This window comes from Vibrio sp. L85 (genome assembly GCF_963871815.1).
Taxonomy (GTDB): Bacteria; Pseudomonadota; Gammaproteobacteria; order Enterobacterales; family Vibrionaceae; genus Vibrio; species Vibrio harveyi.
Genome location: NZ_CAWMYL010000246.1, coordinates 150,913 through 166,650, shown reverse-complemented (window position 1 = coordinate 166,650; position 15,738 = coordinate 150,913). Strand labels below are relative to the sequence as shown.

The 15,738-nt window shown below is 45.8% G+C and carries 18 protein-coding genes; 7 read left to right on the top strand and 11 right to left on the bottom strand.

Translation table 11 applies throughout. The features are described 5' to 3' along the window. Positions 1-74 precede the first annotated feature (74 nt). The 8 genes from AACR11_RS27620 to ugpB form a co-directional block, all read right to left on the bottom strand. Positions 75-203 carry a hypothetical protein gene (locus tag AACR11_RS27620; RefSeq protein ID WP_005452653.1) on the bottom strand — a complete coding sequence of 43 codons (129 nt, stop codon included), beginning with the start codon at positions 201-203 and terminating at the stop codon, positions 75-77. After that, positions 203-331, bottom strand: coding sequence for a hypothetical protein (locus tag AACR11_RS27615; protein ID WP_005426337.1), 129 nt, complete (start codon positions 329-331; stop codon positions 203-205). Before AACR11_RS27615 ends, AACR11_RS27620 begins: the two co-directional genes overlap by 1 nt. A gap of 88 nt (positions 332-419) precedes the next feature. Further along, on the bottom strand, positions 420-755 hold the full coding sequence (locus tag AACR11_RS27610) for a hypothetical protein (protein WP_005452650.1): 336 nt from the start codon (positions 753-755) through the stop codon (positions 420-422). A 474-nt stretch (positions 756-1,229) separates the two neighbouring features. Beyond that, positions 1,230-2,039: an HAD-IIB family hydrolase gene (locus tag AACR11_RS27605; protein ID WP_050941107.1), complete on the bottom strand. Its 810-nt coding sequence runs from the start codon at positions 2,037-2,039 to the stop codon at positions 1,230-1,232. Beyond that, the gene (locus tag AACR11_RS27600) at positions 2,032-3,189 is read right to left on the bottom strand and encodes a sn-glycerol-3-phosphate import ATP-binding protein UgpC (protein WP_050923827.1); all 1,158 of its coding nucleotides are present in this window, start codon (positions 3,187-3,189) and stop codon (positions 2,032-2,034) included. The genes AACR11_RS27605 and AACR11_RS27600 overlap by 8 nt, the downstream gene beginning before the upstream one ends. Beyond that, positions 3,190-4,038, bottom strand: a complete 849-nt coding sequence (gene ugpE / locus AACR11_RS27595; protein ID WP_009697068.1) for a sn-glycerol-3-phosphate ABC transporter permease UgpE — start codon at positions 4,036-4,038, stop codon at positions 3,190-3,192. Beyond that, positions 4,038-4,919, bottom strand: a complete 882-nt coding sequence (gene ugpA / locus AACR11_RS27590) for a sn-glycerol-3-phosphate ABC transporter permease UgpA (protein WP_079325304.1) — start codon at positions 4,917-4,919, stop codon at positions 4,038-4,040. The genes ugpE and ugpA overlap by 1 nt, the downstream gene beginning before the upstream one ends. 127 nt (positions 4,920-5,046) lie before the next feature. Then, entirely contained in the window at positions 5,047-6,354 is a 1,308-nt protein-coding gene (gene ugpB, locus AACR11_RS27585; protein WP_079325302.1) for a sn-glycerol-3-phosphate ABC transporter substrate-binding protein UgpB, read from the bottom strand. A 230-nt stretch (positions 6,355-6,584) separates the two neighbouring features. Here ugpB and AACR11_RS27580 point away from each other — a divergent pair, with 230 nt between their 5' ends. The 3 genes from AACR11_RS27580 (at position 6,585) to AACR11_RS27570 (ending at position 8,420) form a co-directional block, all read left to right on the top strand. Continuing rightward, positions 6,585-7,337: a glycerophosphoryl diester phosphodiesterase gene (locus tag AACR11_RS27580; protein ID WP_079325300.1), complete on the top strand. Its 753-nt coding sequence runs from the start codon at positions 6,585-6,587 to the stop codon at positions 7,335-7,337. Continuing rightward, a complete protein-coding gene (locus AACR11_RS27575) occupies positions 7,330-8,082 on the top strand; it encodes a DeoR/GlpR family DNA-binding transcription regulator (RefSeq protein WP_005452636.1) in 753 nt (250 codons plus the stop codon). The genes AACR11_RS27580 and AACR11_RS27575 overlap by 8 nt, the downstream gene beginning before the upstream one ends. A gap of 119 nt (positions 8,083-8,201) precedes the next feature. Continuing rightward, a complete protein-coding gene (locus AACR11_RS27570; RefSeq protein ID WP_009703435.1) occupies positions 8,202-8,420 on the top strand; it encodes a hypothetical protein in 219 nt (72 codons plus the stop codon). 65 nt (positions 8,421-8,485) lie between these two features. On the opposite strand, the gene AACR11_RS27565 is transcribed toward AACR11_RS27570, so the two are convergent. The 3 genes from AACR11_RS27565 to AACR11_RS27555 form a co-directional block, all read right to left on the bottom strand. Then, complete coding sequence (locus AACR11_RS27565; RefSeq protein WP_005439056.1) at positions 8,486-8,911, bottom strand: universal stress protein; 426 nt, start codon at positions 8,909-8,911, stop codon at positions 8,486-8,488. A 155-nt stretch (positions 8,912-9,066) separates the two neighbouring features. Continuing rightward, complete coding sequence (locus AACR11_RS27560; RefSeq protein WP_005452623.1) at positions 9,067-9,318, bottom strand: DUF6482 family protein; 252 nt, start codon at positions 9,316-9,318, stop codon at positions 9,067-9,069. Between the two features lie 59 nt (positions 9,319-9,377). After that, entirely contained in the window at positions 9,378-9,971 is a 594-nt protein-coding gene (locus tag AACR11_RS27555) for a TetR/AcrR family transcriptional regulator (protein ID WP_029790446.1), read from the bottom strand. A 114-nt stretch (positions 9,972-10,085) separates the two neighbouring features. Between AACR11_RS27555 and AACR11_RS27550 the strand changes: the two genes are divergently transcribed. The 4 genes from AACR11_RS27550 to AACR11_RS27535 all read left to right on the top strand — a co-directional run bounded on the left by AACR11_RS27550 (position 10,086) and on the right by AACR11_RS27535 (position 15,643). Then, on the top strand, positions 10,086-10,976 hold the full coding sequence (locus AACR11_RS27550) for a DMT family transporter (protein ID WP_029790447.1): 891 nt from the start codon (positions 10,086-10,088) through the stop codon (positions 10,974-10,976). Between the two features lie 8 nt (positions 10,977-10,984). Continuing rightward, complete coding sequence (locus tag AACR11_RS27545; RefSeq protein ID WP_029790448.1) at positions 10,985-11,380, top strand: SAM-dependent methyltransferase; 396 nt, start codon at positions 10,985-10,987, stop codon at positions 11,378-11,380. Between the two features lie 342 nt (positions 11,381-11,722). Continuing rightward, the gene (locus AACR11_RS27540) at positions 11,723-13,324 is read left to right on the top strand and encodes an ABC-F family ATP-binding cassette domain-containing protein (RefSeq protein WP_079325298.1); all 1,602 of its coding nucleotides are present in this window, start codon (positions 11,723-11,725) and stop codon (positions 13,322-13,324) included. A 162-nt stretch (positions 13,325-13,486) separates the two neighbouring features. Then, on the top strand, positions 13,487-15,643 hold the full coding sequence (locus tag AACR11_RS27535) for a prolyl oligopeptidase family serine peptidase (RefSeq protein WP_029790450.1): 2,157 nt from the start codon (positions 13,487-13,489) through the stop codon (positions 15,641-15,643). Positions 15,644-15,738 lie beyond the last annotated feature (95 nt).

The window sequence follows — 15,738 nt, the reverse complement described above, 5'->3', positions numbered from 1 at the left end:
ACGCTTTTCGTTTCTCAACTCAAATATTGAGTCTCAAACAGCAAAAAAGTAGAGCACCGAAATGCTCTACTTTTTTATAAGCTCGATAGAATTTGTTCGATTGGCAGTTGTGTGAACGCATACGTAATGCCAACACAGAATGCAGCACCGGTAACGCCAATACCGACAGTCGTTGCGAGTAGCAGAAGGGTAATCTTAGGCATCAGAGATTAAACTCCTTCTTAAAGGTTGGGTAAATGACACCATTTGCTTCTTGATAGGATTTAAAGCCATAACCAAACGCAAATGCTGCCACCACAATGGCAAATGCCGCAATGTTTCTTCCTTTCATCCTTAAACTCTCAACTGCTTGTATTGAACAAAGGTAATAAACACTCTGCCAATAGTTTATCTATTGCTTATTTAATTCGGTTATTCAATTACTGGGTAAAACACACGAACAGTACCCATGCTGTTGTTAGCACAAGTAACGGTGTGAACACTTTCTGAATTGAAGCGCCATCGGTTAGGTCATAAATCACGATCGATTCTTTATAGAATGCGCGTTTGAATGAACCAAAGCTGATTTCATTTTTAACGTCAGATTGCTCATAGTGATGACGAGCAGAGTCTGCCATTTGAGACTCTAGATCTTGCATCTCGTATTCTTTGTTAAAAAATGCATCCCACGCCGAAATACGTGCAATAGTTTTTGGCGAACGATTGCCCTTCAGTTTTTCTAGACGTTTAGCATATGCAGCTTGATATTTATCCACGATGATTTCCTACATGAATAGACTGTAATGCAGAACACAGCTTTAAATGCTCTGCGCAGTGGTTGCAAAAATTTGAAAATGGGAATCAAAAGGGAATTTTTACATCAGTAGGAAAGTTGTCAGATGAAGAAGTACGGCATTTGATTGTTAAAGAGCGTAAGGAATGTCATCCCTTGTGCTGCGGATAATATGGGCTGCTTTTGAATGCGACAAACAAAAATAATTAGTTAGGACAACAATCAATTTTTGTTGCGGATTGCTTCGTTCTGAGCATGGTAAGTAGTAAGAAATGAAAAAACGCCATATATAGCAAGGGATTGAGAGCAAATTAGTAACGAGAGTTTTTTGAGCGTTTTTGGTCGATAACAAAACGATAATTGCGAATGATAAATAGAGATTTTATGTATCAGAGACAAAAATAATGTCCATTCACGACTTAAGAAAAGCGGAAGGGCGAATGGACATGCTGTTGAATTACAGGCTTTTTGCTTGAACGATCAAGCTTGCCAATTGAGCAAACCCGTAGCCGCCGTTCTCTTGTGTGACATAGTTAGGTTGATGGTTCAGTTTCGCCAATAAAGGGCGAATGTTGTTCACGCCAAAGGTCATTGGCAACCACTCAAACATGCCTTCATCATTGAGTGAATCTCCCACATACGTGATGCGCTCTAAGCTCGGTAATTCGCCGTTATTGAACTGCCTAATGTACGCTTCACCACTTGTACGCTTGCTGTGACTACCGACCCAAGCATTGATGTGAATCGAACTCAATGTTGCATTGACGGGATTAGACTCCACATTCAAATTCATAATGTGGTTAAGAATTTCCATTGTCGTGGAAGGGGAAACAGGTGTTCTATCTTGCGCTATGTTCACCGCAACGTCACAGTAGCGAAAACTCTGATCTTGGCTGAACTCGACATTGGGATAGCCTGCCAAAATGCCGGAAATACTTTCTTGTAATGCGCGTTGTTCTTTGCGCATTGCTTCGGCTGGGCGAGCAAAGGTGGTGTGGAATCCTGCCGCGTCTTTTCTCATCCAAAACGCGCCATTTTCACCAATCACCCCATGCAGTGACCACATCTTTGCCATTTGGTCACACCAACCGGCACATGCGCCTGTTACTGCCACCACTTTTACGCCGACACGCTCTAGCTCGGCTAACGCAATGAGTGTTTCAGGTGGCAGCTTGCCTTGCCAAGTCAATGTGTCATCCACGTCGGTTAGCAGCCATTCGATCTGTTTCAGACTCTCTAACTTGAGCTCTGATAACGGGTTAGGCATTCACCACTCCTTGCTTGTTTACTCTAGGGTTGATTGCTTGAGTTTCGTCACTGACGCCTTGCAGTGATACCGCGGAAGCCAGTGTACTCTCGATACGCTTTTCTGTGTTGGCATCAAATAGATGAACATGTTTTGGCTTTATGTCTAGACCAAGCTTGTCGCCAATTTGAATTGGCGTATGTCCCTCTACACGAACAACAAGCTTTTGTGAGTCACCACCTTCTGTGCGGCAGTAAAGCAACAGATCGGCACCGAGCGATTCAATCAATTCGACTTCTACTTGCAACCATGGGTTATCTTGGCTGATTTGTAAATGCTCTGGACGAAGTCCTAGCTTTATTTCGCCAAGAGCCAAGTCTGCTGTGGAGACAGGAAGCAGCGCGTCACCGATAGTGATGCCGTCAACGCTAACATTGCCATCTAAGATGTTCATGGATGGTGAACCAATAAAGGTCGCGACGAACAAAGATGCAGGGTTGTCGTATATCTCTAGCGGTGTGCCAACTTGTTCGACATTACCTTTGTTCAAAACAACAAGTTTGTCCGCCAGCGTCATTGCTTCAACTTGGTCGTGGGTAACGTAAACCGATGTCGTCCCGAGGCGACGCTGAAGCTTCTTGATTTCCAAACGCATTTGAACACGCAGTTTGGCGTCTAGATTGGACAATGGCTCGTCGAACAGAAACACCTTTGGTTCACGTACAATTGCGCGCCCCATCGCCACACGTTGACGTTGTCCGCCAGAAAGCTGCCCTGGTTTGCGGTCGAGTAGGTGATCCAACTCCAGCATCTTTGCCGCTTCGTGAACCAATCGTTCGATTTCCGCTTTCGGTGTTCTGCGGTTGCGCAGACCGTAAGCCATGTTGTTGTACACCGTCATGTGTGGGTACAAGGCGTAGTTCTGGAATACCATGGCAATGTCTCGCTCGCCAGGTTCGAGATCGTTGACGGTTGTAGTGTCGATCTTAAGCTCTCCTGAGCTGATTTCCTCTAGCCCTGCAATCATGCGAAGTAAGGTGGATTTACCGCAGCCACTCGGGCCAACCAACACGACCATTTCGCCGTCGCAGATATTGAGATTAAGTTTTTGGATCGCCTGATAGCCGTTCGGATAACATTTAGCGATATTAGAAAGAGTTAGCGTGGACATTTATTTCTCCGAATCTACCAGACCTTTAACAAAGGCTTTTTGCATTGCAATTACCACAATCACGGGTGGCAACATGGCGATAATGGTGGTGGCCATAATTTTGTTCCATTCGATCACGCCATCAACCACTCCAAGCATCTGCTTAATGCCCATCACGATGGTGTAGTACTGCACGTCTGTGGTGATCAAAAGCGGCCACAAATATTGGTTCCAGCCGTAAATGAAGGTGATGACGAACAGTGCGGCGATGTTGGTGCGAGATAGAGGCAACAAGATATCGAAGAAGAACTTGATTGGTCCTGCGCCATCAATTCGCGCTGCTTCCACCAACTCATTTGGTACCGTTAAGAAGAACTGACGGAACAAGAAAGTCGCTGTCGCACTGGCGATCAATGGAATGGTTAAGCCGTAAAATGAGTTCAGCATGTTGAGGTTCGTAATCACCTCAAATGTCGGCATGATGCGCACTTCTACTGGTAACATCAGCGTGAAGAAGATCATCCAGAACGCCAGCATTCGTCCCGGAAAACGGAAGAACACCACTGCATACGCTGACAGGATGGAAATGCTCAACTTGCCGATGGTAATGCACATCGCCATGATGAAGGAGTTCAGCAGCATGTTGCCAATTGGCAAAGTATTGTTGTTGTACTGGGTGTCGTTACTCAACAAGTCAGTGAAAACGCTAAAGCCCAAATCGCCAAACCACAATGGTGTACCGGTAGCGAACGCGCTGTTCTCATGTGTGGTTGCTACGATCGCAATCCAAACGGGAAGCGCAATCGAAATAATGCCAAGAATTAAAATGACATGACAAAACAGATTAAAAAACGGTCTTCTTTCTACCATTAGTACGCCACCTTCTTCTCAACATACTTAAATTGAATCACGGTTAGGGAAGCCACCAAGATCATCAGGATGACGGATTGCGCTGCTGATGAGCCTAAGTCCAGACCAATAAAACCATCGTTATAGACTTTATAAACCAAGGTGGAAGTGCTGTTACTCGGACCGCCTTGTGTCATCGCATGGATGATGGCGAAGGTATCGAAGAACGCGTAAACGAAGTTCACGACCAACAAAAAGAAACTGGTTGGTGAAATCAGCGGGAAGCTAATGGTGATAAAGCGTTTGATTGGACCACTGCCGTCAATGGCCGCGGCTTCGTGCAGAGACTTGGGTACTGATTGAAGCGCCGCAAGGAAGAACAGAAAGTTGTAGCTGATTTGCTTCCATGTCGAGGTGATGATCACCATCCACATAGCATGGGTGCCATTGAGCGTTGGATTCCAGTCTACGCCAAACAGATTCAACAGTTCGGTCATCACACCGATGGTTGGATCGAATAGAAATAGCCATAGTGAACCTGCGACAACCGGAGCCACCGCATAAGGCCAAATCAAGAAAGTGCGATACATGGTCGCGCCACGGATGATTTGCTCGGCAAAAGCGGAAAGGATCAGCGCACTGACCAGAGCAAGCACCGCAACACTGATGCTAAATTGCAGCGTGGTCATTAACGAATCTAGGTAAAGTGGATCATGGAAGAGCGTTTCAAAGTTCTCTAAACCCACAAACTCACGGCTCATACCGAAAGCATCTTCAAGTTGTGAAGATTGGAAAATGGCTTGTCCTGCCGGCCAGCTGAAGAACACCAAGGTGATCACCAACTGAGGCGCAATCAGCGCAACCGGAAGCCATTTGTGTTTAAAAACAACAGGTGAGGACATACAAATACCAAAATAAAACAGGCAAGGTGTGTAAACGAATTCCCCACCCATGATGGGCGGGGAGAGTGCATCTCTGAGTACCTACTGGAATAAGACTCGGTGCATCATTGTTCGTTATTAAGGTTCGTTATTTCTGTGTGCGCTCAAAGCGACGTAGCTGCTCGTCACCACGACGAACCGCATTATTTAGCGCAGCTTGTGCTGTTGCTTTTCCTGCCCAAACCGCTTCCAGCTCTTCGTTGATGATGTCGCGAGTTTGCAGGAAGTTACCAAAGCGAATGCCTTTCGAGTTTTCCGTTGGCTTTGTCGATGTCATTTGCAGAACGGCTGTGTCGGTGCCTGGGTTCTTAGTGTAGAAGCCTTGCTTTTTCGTTAGCTCATAAGCCGCTTTAGTGATTGGTAAGTAACCAGTGAATTGGTGCCAATCTGCTTGAACTTCAGGGCTTGAAAGGTAAGAGAAAAACTTCGCCACGCCTTTGTATTCTTCGCTTGAGTGACCACGAAGCACCCAAAGAGAGGCTCCTCCGATAATGGTGTTTTGTGGCTTAGATACTAGCTCTGAATCGTATGGCAATTGTGCTACGCCGATATCAACGCCTTTCATGTTCTCTTTGATGCCCGCCAGACCTGCGGAAGAGCCCATGGTCATTGCACACTCTTGGGTGTAAAACAGTGGCATACCATCAGACTGACGACCACCGTACTTAAAGATGCCTTCTTTCGACCATTTACCCATCTGTTCGATATGATGTACGAACGCTGAGTCATTGAACTTGAATTTTGTGTCTAAGCCAGCAAAGCCGTTGTTGTTATTGGCAACAGGAACGTTGTTACGCGCACCAAAGTTTTCGATTTGAGTCCATGATTGCCAGGTTGTGCTGAAACCACATTTCGCACCAGACGCCAGTAGTTTACGAGACACTTCTTCCATCTCTTTCCACGTCTTAGGTGGATTTGCTACGCCTGCCTTCTTAAACATGTCTTTGTTGTAATAAAGCACAGGAGTGGAGCTGTTGAATGGCAGTGAAAGCATGTTGCCTTCATTGGTGGTGTAGTAACCCGTTACTGCCGCAAGATAATCATCTGGATTAAACGACTCTTTGGTGTCTTTCATCAATTGATAAACGGGATAAATCGCTTTATCTGCCCCCATCATTGTCGCCGTGCCCACTTCGAACACTTGCACGATAGCTGGTTGCTCTTTCGCTCTGAATGCGGCGATTGCACTGGTCATGGTTTCTGCGTAGCTGCCTTTGTAAACTGGCTTGATCTCGTATTCTGATTGGCTTGCGTTAAAGTCTGCGGCAATTTCGTTGACCTTTTTACCTAGTGCGCCACCCATTGCGTGCCACCACTCAACCTCTGTTTTTGCTTGTGCTTGCGTGCTGATGAATGCCGCTGCAATTGCAAGTCCGGCGAGGTGTTTAATAGCCATAATGATTCCTTTTCATAGATGATTTGAACAGGTTGTTCCCTTGCAGGTTTTCATTTTGATAATGAATCCGCTTCAAAAAATTCAAATGAACATTAAATGAGCCAAATGACGTTCTAGTTACAGAAAAATGAACTTATTTGAGCATTATTTTCGTCACGATTTTGTAATTAAACCGTCATTGAGGGCTGAGATAGTTCATTTGAAAACAAATGAAAAAGACGGAATAAAAAATGACAATAACGGCACACCGTGGCTTATCCAGTTTGGCTCCAGAAAACACCTTATCGGCAATGCAACGCGCTATTGAGTTTGGCTGTGAATGGATTGAAATTGACGTTCAACTCTGCGCAGACAACATCCCTGTGGTTATCCATGACAAAACCGTAAACCGCTGCACAAATGGTCGCGGTAAAGTGAAAGAGCTGACTTGGCACGAGCTAAGGTTACTTGATGCTGGCTTATGGTTCGGTGATGACTTCGCTGGTGAGCATATCCCGAGCTTAGAAGAGACGCTTGAACTCACTACAAAGGCTGGCGTGAAGCTCAATATTGAATTGAAGATCTACTCAGGCGATGAAATTGATTTGTTATGTGAAAAGGTGGCACAGGTAATTGAGCGCTTGGATGTGGATACGGACATGATTCTGTTCTCTAGCTTTAATACGGAAGCTTTAGTGACGATGAGAAACTATCTGCCAGAAGTGAGAAGAGGACAGTTGTGGCAGGAGATTCCAGATGATTTTGCTATCGTGCTACAACACATTGATGCTTACAGCGTGCATTGTGATTACCGTTTCCTGACCGAATCGCAGGCTAAGCAAATCAAGCAGTTTGGCTACCAACTATTTTGTTATACACCGAACTTCCCTCAATTAGTTGAAGCGCATTGGCTGTGGGGTGTGGACATGATGATCACAGACACACCACAGAGTTATAAAGTTGAAGCGACTGCAGTCAGACGAGAAGCAACATTGAATGAATAACCTCAACGTCCGTCAGCAAAGCATCATTGAACTGGTTCATCAGCAAGAATATTGTGCGATAGAAGAACTTGCTCAGCGCTTCGAAGTCACGACACAAACCATTCGACGTGACATTAATCAGCTTTGCCAATTAGGACTGACCCGACGTCATCATGGTGGTGTCGGATTGCCTGCTACCTTGAGTAATCGCAGCTATGCTTCTCGCCAAGTCACCAATCAACAAGAAAAGCAGATCATTGCAGATGAAGTGGTCAAAGCCATCCCGAACGGCGCGACTTTGTTTTTGGGTATCGGTACTACCATCGCATTGATTGCAGAGCGTTTAGTCCACCACAGTGAGCTTCGCGTGGTGACGAATAACTTCGAAGCGGCGCACATTCTTTCTCATTTTGAGAACATTGAAACTTGGATTCCGGGTGGGCGTATTCGTACCAATGACCGCGATGTAGTAGATGGTGCGGCGGAGCACTTTTTCGCTCAGTTTTCCGCAGATATTGGCATTATCGGTTGCGCAGGTGTAACCGAAATCGCCGAACTTCATTCCGCGCAGATCAATCTTGGTAGCACTAAAGGTGATACTCATGCTTTTGCGATGGAACATGAGTTGCGAGAAGCCAGAGTGAGCCAAGCGATTTTAGCCAACTCAGAACAAAAGTGGCTGGTGGCGAACAGCAGCAAGTGGCAACGAAGAGCCAATACCAAGGTGGCGCCACTCAGTTATTTTGACCGCGTTTTCAGTAACTAAGCTTTTACTTTCCTTGTTTGTCTAGCCTTTAGGAAAATCCGTTACCTATTCAAGTTGGCATGGTGCTTTCTCATCGCGATTCGCTATGCTTAGATAATTGAAATTAAAGAGGTCATGTCATGTTTGAATCGGATAAAACCAAAGTGAAAAACTTGCTTATTGCAACGCGTTTTGGTGTCTCTGCCTCTGAAATGCCGACCATTATTGGTGTGAAGCAAGATAAAGCGCTCAAACTGATTAACGAGCTCAAACAAGAAGGGGAAGACATTCACTCGTTAGGGGAAGGGAATAACCCACAAGAGTTGGTGCTGTATTCGATTGGTGAAATAGAGCCTTAATTGAGCCAACAAGAAACTCAAAAAAGCCGCCCATCGTTGGCGGCTTTTGGGATGGTTCATTCACGCTATTCGTGAATTGGTACAACTAGAATATCAACCGGAGACTTGTTGATCAGATGTCTTGAGTAAGAAATGATCTTGCTCCAGAAGTCTTGATGGTGACCACAAATCAGCAGATCAACTTCTTGTTCTTTGATAGTCACTTCCAGTTTGTCCGCTAAATCACCAGTGCCTACGAAGAAGTGCTTCAATGGTTGCTCCATGTAATCGCTAAAGGACTTCAAGCACTCCATTGAATGTTCATTCAACGGTCTTTGGTCTGGGTTTGCTTTAATATCGACAAGCTCACGATAAATTTCGCCATGAGTACCATCGATATGAATAAAAGAAATCTCGGCACCGAGATAACTCGCCATAGATACCGCTCGGTCAATCAACACAGTACTCTCATCAGACAGTTCCAGTGCGACTAGGATATGTTTGTATTTCATAACCACGCCCTCTTGTGGAATACACTACCAATAGCATAGTACGCCTTTAACAAAAAATGTGTTGATAAGATCCCGAAATCGCTCAAAGTTTTGGCAAATTATAACCAACCTAAGAGCGAGAGGATGATAGAGGGTAGGGCGAAAAAGAGCCGGTACTAATACCAGCTCAATTCAATCTCTAATGGCATGTCACAGCGTATTCTTTCTCCACACATCTCATCGGATGCGTTGAGGTGGACCAGTTTTGCTGAGGAGTATCCTTCTCCTCGAAAGTGGTCTCTTGCCTCACAGAGGCTGGCAAACGTGAGTGGGCTTTTGTGCTCGTTCAAGATCAACGATCTTGTTTGGTTTTCTACGTTGTAAGCGAGGTAGATACCACCCTCAACCGATTCAATCAAAAGATTCATAGCCGTTTCCCATTGGTGTTTTCACTCTTTGGCTATTACGGTGAGTAATGGATTTTAGTTCACTTCTGATGCTCGATCGCTGCCAACAAAAACTCAGTCACTTCTTGAACGTGCTCCTTAATCTCAGCTTGCGTTGGCTTTTCCATTCCCATTAGAACGCCAGAGCGGATCGACAGTAGCATACCTGTCCAGAGGCGAATTTGTGTTCCTGGTTCCTTAATATCGAAACGATCTCGGAAGAACTGAGTGAGCTTGGCATCGGTATCGTCCGGACCGACTTCGCGGAAGATCGTCGTGATCTCAGGCGCTTTGGCGCTTTCTGCAATCAACAAGCGGAAGGTCGCCAAGTGCTCATCAGAAAGGTGGAAAGAAACAAAGTGTTCACCAAATGAGTTCAGCGCTCCTCGCAGATCATCCTTTTGTAGGTGAGTAACGAAACCGCCATCCATGTTTTCACCTATCTGGCGCAATGTTGCTTCAAATAGCGCTGCTTTAGATGGGAAGTAACGATACACGGTTTGCTTTGTCATACCTGCTTGGGCAGAGATTTTATCCATGTTCGCTAATACATATCCCTCGGACAAAAAGTTCTCTTTCGCGGCTTCCAAAATAGCTCGGCGTTTCTTCTCTCGGTTTTGCTCGATCTTGCTCATGCTCAGATTCTCTTGATTTGATAATCATACTATACGGTATGATTTTTGTTGACACAACTCTGAAATTAGAAAATCATACTGGAAAGTATGATTTATTTCTTGAGGAGAAAGACGATGACAACGGCATTTATGAACAATCTAAACGCCAAAGGGGCTCGCTTTGCCGGGGTGATGATTACCTTGGTTGGTGCACTGCTGATGAGCCTAGACCCAATTTTTATTCGTTTCTCGGGCGTGAGTGGGGTGGATACCGCATTTCTATTTGGCTTGTTTACCGCGATTTCGATGCCAATATTTATCCAGCTTCGCGATGAGCGCGGTCTGGTTCGAGCGGTGAAAGAGAGCGGCTGGCATGTATTGTTGTCTGGCTTATTGATGCTCGGCAGTGCTGCTGGTTTGGTGATGAGCATTAAGCTCACCACGGTTGCGAATACCTTTGTGATTCTGAGTGCAGCACCAGCTTTGGCTGCATTGTTTAGCTGGTGGTTTTTGGGGGAAGTGACCCAGCGTTCGACGTGGATTGCGATTGTTGCTGTGATGGTAGGTATTGCGATTGTGGTCTCTGGTTCTTTTAAATCGGGTAACTGGATTGGCGATGGCTTAGCAGTGTTTGCTGTGGTGTGTTTGTCGCTCAACCAGGTGCAATTGCGTAAGCATCAGCACGTAAGCCGCATGGCAAGCGTTGGTTTTGGTGGGCTGTTCTTAGCGATGGCAATGCTGTTTTGGGCAACGCCTTCAACTTACAGCGCGAACACTTGGCTGATTATGGGCTTGATGGGGCTGTTTACTGCGCCGTTTGGGCGTGTGCTTTCACAAGTTGCGACTCGTTACATCACTGCACCTGAAGTTGGCATGATTCTGATGATTGAAACCGTGCTAGCACCACTTTGGGCATTACTCTTCTTTGATGAAATTCCTGCAATGGCAAGCATTCTTGGTGGTTCAATCATCTTGGTCACTATTACCATTTACGCTTTTTCAACGATGAAGTCAGAACAAAAATAGAGGTTGATATGAACACAATTCAAACCCCACAACTTGAGTTTATTGGGCAAATTCGTACGCCATATACTGAGGTTTCTCAGTGCCCAAATAACATTCAGCCACAAGATGGACCTGTGTGTGAAATTCAACTTAAATCTCAGTATCACCAAGGGCTTGTAGGACTTGAGGTTGAGCAGAAAATACTGGTTCTGTATTGGCTTTCTGGTGCGAACCGCCAACCTGAAATGATGCAAGGAAAGAAGGGCACATTTGCGTTACGTTCTCCGCACAGACCAAACCCTATTGGCGCGGCGGTAATACCGATTGAGTCTATCGACGAGGGAGTTATTAAAGTGCGTGGTTTGGACTGCTTAGATAGCACGCCTTTGGTTGATATCAAACCTGCAATTTACTTTGAAGCATAGTTCTAGGTTTGTGCCCATGTAAGCGAGGGCACCCAAACGAGCTCTAGGTCTGAAAGCGGCTTGTGACAGAAGTCGCTTGCTTTTTATACAAGAAAACCTTTAGACTTTGCCCATCACTTCTTTAGGAGATTACGCCAACATGAACAACTAAACCTGTCATCCAACTCTCATTTTATTTTTTGGATTTACAGGGTTAGTAGGCGTAGCTCACTTTCCGATATTTCTTTGCAGTTACCATTTTTCTGTTTGAAGCGCTTCTATGGGCGCGTGTATTTGCATCGATCTCATCTCTAGATTTATCTCAAGCTACGGCTGTTGTCCCTGTCATACAGGAGGCAAATTATGCCAGTCTTACAGGCTTACAATATCAGTCATCAATTTGGTAATGGCGAAACGCTGTTTCAGCAAATCTCATGTTCAATGATCAAACGTCGTGTTGGGTTAGTCGGACGTAACGGTGTCGGAAAATCGGTGTTTGCATCGATACTCAGCGGTGAGCAAACCCCAACCAGCGGTACAGTCACCTTACCAAAGTCCTTTGCGGTGTATCGCCAGCAACCATCTCATTTGTTGGCGGGAGAGCTTTCGATTGCCCAATTTTTATCAAAGGACAAAGTGCTAAGTGCGCTCAAGCAGATCGAAATGGGCGATTGCTCAGAGCATTTGTTTGAGGTGGTGGGTGAACAATGGGATTTGCCTATCCAACTTGCTAAGCAGTTAGAAACCATGGGTTTGCCGCCACAGCCAGACTTCCCTTGCTCGCAATTGAGTGGCGGACAGTTAGCACGTTTGCAACTGTGGCAGTTGTTCGACAGCGAAGTGGAATTGCTGATCCTTGATGAACCGTCGAACCATCTGCTGATCCTTGATGAACCGTCGAACCATCTTGATACACATGCCAAGCAGTGGTTGATTCATTCGATGCGCAATTTCTCAGGAGCGATTCTGCTCATCAGTCATGACAGAGAATTACTTCGCGAGATGGAGGAAATCTGGGAACTGTCCGGACTAGGCTTGCAAGTGTTTGGCGGTAATTACGACGTGTATGCCGAGCAAAAGCGCACCGAACTACAAGCGGTGGAACGCCAGTTAGCCAGTGTCGATAAACAAAAAAAGCAATTAGAAGAACAAGCTCAGCGCAATCGGGAGAAAGCAGAGCAACGAGCGGCTCAAGGTAATAAGCTAAGAAAGGATGGCAGTCAGCCGAAAATCTTACTGGATGCAATGAAAAACAAAGCTACAGCCCGAGCTGCCAGTCGTAATAAAAACGAGCAACTTCGCCAAGCGCATCTGCAAGAGAAAGAGCAAAGTTTGCGAGTGCGTAAAGAGCAAATCAAAGGGCAAAAACTGTATTTGGCAGACAGTCAAAACCGTTCACGAAAAGTTGTGTCGCTTTTAGAAGGCATGTTGCCATTTGGGTCGGCTCAACCCATCACTGCGCAAGTTCATGTGGATGATAAATTGCATTTGTTGGGCAAAAACGGATGCGGTAAATCGACCTTACTGAAAACCCTCTTGGGGGAGTTCTCACTGCAAAGTGGTGAGCTACAAATCAATACGCCGCTTTATTATCTCGACCAGCACTTTGGTGCGATACAGCCTGAACTCTCCATGTTGGAAAACCTGATGCAACATTGTGAGGGGATGAAAGAAAGCGATGCCAGAATATTACTAGCAGGCATTGGCTTTCGCCGAGACAGTGTCTTTCGTTTGGGCAGCGTATTGAGTGGTGGCGAGAAAATGAAGCTCGCGATGCTGATTGTTAGCCATCAACCAACTCAGCCTTTGTTGCTCTTGGATGAGCCAGATAATCACCTCGATTTGGATTCGAAAATCATGCTCGCTCAGGCGCTAAGCGCGTATCGAGGAGGCTTTGTTCTTATCAGTCATGACCAAGATTTTGCCGCGGAGTCGGGTGTGTCTCGAAGCATTGAACTGAGTTAATGCAAGTCGGTCTATAAACCGAGGTTTGTCTATCTCACGGAGGCAAAGTGAGTCACTTTGTCTCCGTGGATTCACAGCTTTATTCAGACGATTAGAATCATTTCTCTAATATAGGTAAGATGCTTGGTGCATTACACAAAACAAAAACAGAAAAGGAAGTCTATGAAAAAGAAAACCTTAGCACTGGTGACCGCGTTTGCGATGACGGGCATATTGCCGAGTGCTTATGCCGAAGACTCAACAAAGGAGTTGGTTGAACACGTACACAAAATGGCGGTGAAGTACCCAACGACAAAGAAAGTCGATGTAGTGGACGAGTATTTTGGTACCAAAGTCAGTGACCCATATCGCTGGTTAGAGGACGACCGCAGTAAAGAAACGGCTGATTGGGTCAAAGCGCAGAACCAAGTCACGTTCGATTACTTGGCGCAAATTCCTTATCGTCACCAGATTGAAGAACGCTTAACTCAGTTGATGGATTACGAGAAGTTAGGGCGTCCATTCAAAGAAGGTAAATACACCTATTTCTACAAGAACGACGGTTTGCAAAACCAAGACGTGCTTTACCGCCAACTTGATGATGGCAAGCCTGAGGTTTTTCTCGATCCAAATACCTTTAGCGAAGATGGCACGACCTCGTTGGCGAACGTGAGCTTCACCAAAGATGGTTCTTTAGTCGCTTACAGCATTTCAGAAGGCGGTAGCGACTGGCGCAAAGTGATTGTGCTTGATGCCGAAACCAAAAAGCCTGTCGGTGAGACGCTAGTGGATATTAAGTTCAGCGGCGTAAACTGGCTGGGGAACAAAGGTTTCTACTACTCAAGTTACGACAAGCCAGAAGGCAGCGAGCTTTCGGCAAAAACCGACCAACACAAGCTTTACTATCACGAGCTAGGCACTAAGCAGAGTGAGGATAAGCTTATCTTCGGCGGTACAGAGGAAGAGAAGCACCGATACGTTCGTGGTTACACTTCGGACGACCAACGTTACCTGTTTATTTCGGCAAGTACTTCAACGTCTGGCAATAAGCTGTTCTTCAAAGATTTGACCAAGCCAGACAGTCCGCTGCAAACCATTTTGGATGACACCAATTCTGATTCTTGGGTGATTGATAGCAAAGGCACCAAGCTGTATTTGGTCACCAACTTAGATGCACCAAATAAACGAGTGGTGACGGTGGATGCGAGCAACCCTGAGCCGAAGAATTGGAAAGATTTAATCCCTGAAACTGACAACGTGCTTAGCCCATCAACCGCGGGCGGTTATCTATTCGCAAGCTACATTGTTGATGCCCTTTCTATGGTCAAACAATACGACATGGACGGCAAGTTCATTCGTGAAATCAAGCTGCCAGACATCGGCAGTGCTTATGGCTTTTGGGGTAAGAAAGAAGACGCTGAAGTCTACTACTCTTTCACCAATTACAAGACACCAAGCACGACCTATCGTTTAGACATCAAAGACGGTGACAGCGAGGTTTACCACAAATCGAACGCGCCATTCGATCCGGCACAATTTGAATCTCGTCAGGTGTTCTACAAATCGAAAGACGGTACTAAGATTCCAATGATCATCACCTACAAGAAAGGCACTCCGATGGACGGCAGTGCGCCAACGATCTTGTATGGTTATGGTGGTTTCAATATCAGCCTAACACCTTACTTCAGCCCAAGCCGAGCGGCATGGTTAGAAATGGGTGGTATCTACGCTGTCGCGAACATTCGTGGCGGTGGCGAGTACGGTAAAGAGTGGCACAATGCCGGCACCAAGTTAGAGAAGCAGAACTCATTTGATGACTTTATTGCCGGAGCGGAGTTCCTTATTGACCAAGACTACACCTCGTCAGACAAACTCGCGATTAACGGTGGATCTAATGGCGGCTTACTTGTTGGTGCGGTGATGACGCAACGCCCAGAGCTGTTCAAAGTGGCACTGCCAGCAGTGGGTGTATTGGATATGCTTCGCTACCACACCTTTACAGCAGGAGCTGGCTGGGCTTATGACTACGGTACAGCAGAGCAAAGTAAAGAGATGTTTGATTACCTCAAAGGATACTCGCCAGTTCATAACGTAAAAGCCGGCGTTAAATACCCGGCAACCATGGTGACAACGGGTGACCACGATGACCGAGTGGTGCCTGCGCACTCTTACAAATTTGCGGCTGAGCTACAGTCGAAACAAGCGGGTACAAACCCAACTTTGATTCGAATCGAAACCAATGCAGGTCACGGTGCAGGCACACCGACTAGTAAGGTTATCGAGAAAACCGCCGATGTTTACAGCTTTACGTTGTTCAATATGGGTGTTGAAAAGCTGTAAGTGAAAGGGCGAAATAAACAAAGGGCTTAAGCTCATTCACATTGGGATTAAAACGCAGTCTTCGGGCTGCGTTTTTTTGTTTCTCTCAGCCAAAT

What these genes read in the sequence shown, in the direction of transcription:
- AACR11_RS27620 (WP_005452653.1), bottom strand. Translation starts at nt 203, where the DNA reads ATGCCTAAGATTACCCTTCTGCTACTCGCAACGACTGTCGGTATTGGC.
- AACR11_RS27615 (WP_005426337.1), bottom strand. Translation starts at nt 331, where the DNA reads ATGAAAGGAAGAAACATTGCGGCATTTGCCATTGTGGTGGCAGCATTT.
- AACR11_RS27605 (WP_050941107.1), bottom strand. Translation starts at nt 2,039, where the DNA reads ATGCCTAACCCGTTATCAGAGCTCAAGTTAGAGAGTCTGAAACAGATC.
- AACR11_RS27600 (WP_050923827.1), bottom strand. Translation starts at nt 3,189, where the DNA reads ATGTCCACGCTAACTCTTTCTAATATCGCTAAATGTTATCCGAACGGC.
- ugpE (WP_009697068.1), bottom strand. Translation starts at nt 4,038, where the DNA reads ATGGTAGAAAGAAGACCGTTTTTTAATCTGTTTTGTCATGTCATTTTA.
- ugpA (WP_079325304.1), bottom strand. Translation starts at nt 4,919, where the DNA reads ATGTCCTCACCTGTTGTTTTTAAACACAAATGGCTTCCGGTTGCGCTG.
- ugpB (WP_079325302.1), bottom strand. Translation starts at nt 6,354, where the DNA reads ATGGCTATTAAACACCTCGCCGGACTTGCAATTGCAGCGGCATTCATC.
- AACR11_RS27580 (WP_079325300.1), top strand. Translation starts at nt 6,585, where the DNA reads ATGACAATAACGGCACACCGTGGCTTATCCAGTTTGGCTCCAGAAAAC.
- AACR11_RS27575 (WP_005452636.1), top strand. Translation starts at nt 7,330, where the DNA reads ATGAATAACCTCAACGTCCGTCAGCAAAGCATCATTGAACTGGTTCAT.
- AACR11_RS27570 (WP_009703435.1), top strand. Translation starts at nt 8,202, where the DNA reads ATGTTTGAATCGGATAAAACCAAAGTGAAAAACTTGCTTATTGCAACG.
- AACR11_RS27565 (WP_005439056.1), bottom strand. Translation starts at nt 8,911, where the DNA reads ATGAAATACAAACATATCCTAGTCGCACTGGAACTGTCTGATGAGAGT.
- AACR11_RS27560 (WP_005452623.1), bottom strand. Translation starts at nt 9,318, where the DNA reads ATGAATCTTTTGATTGAATCGGTTGAGGGTGGTATCTACCTCGCTTAC.
- AACR11_RS27555 (WP_029790446.1), bottom strand. Translation starts at nt 9,971, where the DNA reads ATGAGCAAGATCGAGCAAAACCGAGAGAAGAAACGCCGAGCTATTTTG.
- AACR11_RS27550 (WP_029790447.1), top strand. Translation starts at nt 10,086, where the DNA reads ATGACAACGGCATTTATGAACAATCTAAACGCCAAAGGGGCTCGCTTT.
- AACR11_RS27545 (WP_029790448.1), top strand. Translation starts at nt 10,985, where the DNA reads ATGAACACAATTCAAACCCCACAACTTGAGTTTATTGGGCAAATTCGT.
- AACR11_RS27540 (WP_079325298.1), top strand. Translation starts at nt 11,723, where the DNA reads ATGCCAGTCTTACAGGCTTACAATATCAGTCATCAATTTGGTAATGGC.
- AACR11_RS27535 (WP_029790450.1), top strand. Translation starts at nt 13,487, where the DNA reads ATGAAAAAGAAAACCTTAGCACTGGTGACCGCGTTTGCGATGACGGGC.